Raw genomic sequence first — 2933 nt, forward strand, 5'->3', positions numbered from 1 at the left:
TTTCTGCACTTAAAGCGGCATCTTCACCGAAAGTTCCATTGATCCTTCCCCAGCGAGGTTCTGTAGCCAGATCCGCCATGGGATGCAGGGCCACGGTAATCCCAACCGCCCGGTATTCCTGTCGGGCAATATCGCCAAATTGACGTACAAGAAGGGTATCGCGTGTTGCAGCAAGTCCGAGAGAAGTAGGCCACTGGGAAAATGCCGGGGTATATAAGGCAGCCCCGGGATTAGTTTCGGTACCATGCCTGGGATCTGTGGCAATGGTGATCGGAATTCCCAACCGGGTGCGTTCGGCCATTCTTTGAATGGTATTGTTGTACTTGGCCATAAGGTCGGCATCGAGAGAAGCCAGGATATTAAAACTGTTCATTTTTTTTCTGGCGATCATTTCTGAGTTGGAAGGAAGGAACATAGAGGATGCCGTGACAATGATGTCTGTGGATAATACCGGCGTTTCCATAGGTTGACCTTTTGGAGTGGTACCGATCATGTTTACAAACAAGGTGCCCGCCTTTTCTTCCAGGTTCATCTTGGAGAGCAGGTCTTCTACCCGGGCTTCCAGTGGGGCAGCAGTATCTTCGTACACATCCATTTTCCCATTCTTGTTCAGGTCCCGGAAGGTCTTTCCATTAGCAGTAAGGGTAGGGGCTTCGGGGCCCAGGAGGTCCATGTTGCGGTTGGAAGCTATTTTGGCTTTGAAGTAGATGAAGAGGAAACCAATTACAACCAGTGCCAGCAGTCCGAGAACCAGGTATTTAAGGATGCGTAAAAATTTTTTCATGGAAATAAGCTAAAGAAATTAAGGATTAAAGATACTTAAAAGAAAAGCTTAAAATTAGGAGATTGACAATTTATACAGCTCAGAATTATGAGCTTTTCAATTCCCTGACGGAAATCATTCTCAGTGATAAGCGGAGAGGGGATAAATGATTAAATTTGTGCCCTAATTAAGACAGCTCCAAATACGGTGGGAAGAAAATACGTTTTTGATTTTGACAGTACGCTGACACGGGTGGAGGCACTCGACGTTTTGGCGGAAATGACATTGCAGGGCCGGTTAGACCGGGATAAAATTATTGCTGAAATTCAACACATTACGAATCTTGGTATCGATGGTGAGATATCATTTACAGAATCCCTGGAACGCCGTATTCAATTGCTCAAAGCTCACAAAGAACATTTGAAACCCCTGGTGGAGGAATTGCGGGAAAAGATCTCGAAATCTATTGCTTCCAACCGGGAATTTTTTTAAAAATTTTCCGAGGATATCTATGTGATTTCCTGCGGGTTTAAAGAATTTATCGACCCTATAGTAGCGGAGTACAATATCCCCTCAGACCGGGTATATGCCAATACCTTTGAATTCGATAAGGAAGGTAATATCATTGGTTTTGACGAAACCAATGTACTCGCCACTCATAATGGCAAAATTGAGTGCCTGAAGCAGCTTGACCTGGAGGGCGAGGTGCAGGTTATAGGGGATGGATATAGTGATTACGTGATGCGGGAGGCAGGGATAGCACACAAATTTTTCGCATACACTGAGAATGTACACCGGGAAAAGGCAGCCAGCAACGCTGACCATGTGGCGCCTAACCTGGATGAATTCCTGTTTGTTAACGACCTTCCCAGGAGCCTCTCCTATCCAAAAAACCGCATAAAGATCCTGCTGCTTGAAAATGTCCATCCCGTGGCTTTTGACAACCTCTCTGAGGACGGCTTTGCGGTAGAGCTGGTAGATCGCAGCCTTACCGAGGAAGAGCTGATCGAAAAGATAAAAGGGGTACATGTGCTGGGGATCAGGTCCAAGACTCAGATCACCCCTAAGGTGCTGGAGGCCGCCAACAAATTACTGGTGATCGGTGCGTTTTGTATCGGCACCAAACAAATCGACCTTGATGGTTGTAAAAAGAAAGGGGTTATTGTTTTCAATGCTCCTTACAGCAATACCCGTTCTGTGGTAGAACTGGCCCTGGGCCAGATCATAATGCTTATGCGTTTCGTTTTCCCAAGGAACAAGGAAATTCACGAGGGGACCTGGAACAAGACTGCCACCAATGCCCATGAGGTGCGTGGTAAGAACCTGGGTATAGTGGGTTACGGAAATATAGGCAAGCAATTGTCTGTCCTTGCTGAAGCCCTGGGAATGCGTGTGTATTACTACGATATCGAAGACCGGCTTGCGCTGGGGAATGCCATTAGATGTGAAACCCTTGAGGATCTGCTGAATGTTTCTGATGTGGTTTCTTTACATATTGATGACAATCCCTCCAATAAAAACTTCATCGGAAAACGGGAACTGGCTCAAATGAGACCGGGTGCTTACCTGATCAATTTGTCGCGAGGGTTTGTGGTGAATATCCCTGACCTGGAGGAAGCCCTGAAATCCAAAAAACTTGCGGGTGCAGCGATCGATGTATATCCCACAGAGCCTCGTAAAAACGGACCTTTTAAGAGTGAACTACAAAGGCTAGACAATGTGATCCTCACGCCGCACATAGGAGGGAGCACGGAGGAGGCCCAACGTAATATTGCCGATTTTGTACCCAACAAGATCATGGATTATATCAATTCAGGGAATACCACGGATGCCGTTAACTTCCCGAATATCAGACTTCCCAAACAAATCAACGCCCATAGGTTCCTGCACATTCATGAAAATGTACCCGGGATTATGGCAAAGATCAACGAAGTACTCGCCCAATACGATATGAACATCACAGGGCAGTACCTGTCTACCGATAACGAAGTTGGATATGTAATCACGGACCTCGACAAGGACTATAATAAAGAAGTTATCAAGGCGCTCAGGCAGGTGGAACACACGATTAAGTTTCGGGTACTCTATTAATCCTACCTAACAGAGATCTGCCCAGGATTAGATGAGTGTTCTTTACTGGTGGTGATAAGGTTCGTTCCTCAATATACTA

General features: G+C 46.1%; 1 protein-coding gene and 1 pseudogene. One reads left to right on the top strand and one right to left on the bottom strand.

Features of this window, described 5'->3' with window-relative positions; all coding sequences use genetic code 11:
• Nucleotides 1-784: glycoside hydrolase family 3 N-terminal domain-containing protein (locus AC4E7D_RS13510; RefSeq protein WP_490174309.1), on the bottom strand; the 784-nt coding region annotated here is incomplete at its 3' end.
• A gap of 186 nt (nucleotides 785-970) precedes the next feature.
• On the opposite strand from AC4E7D_RS13510, the pseudogene serA reads away from it, so the two are divergent.
• A pseudogene (serA, locus tag AC4E7D_RS13515) lies at nucleotides 971-2854 on the top strand (phosphoglycerate dehydrogenase).
• Nucleotides 2855-2933 lie beyond the last annotated feature (79 nt).

This window comes from Lentiprolixibacter sp., assembly GCF_982873095.1.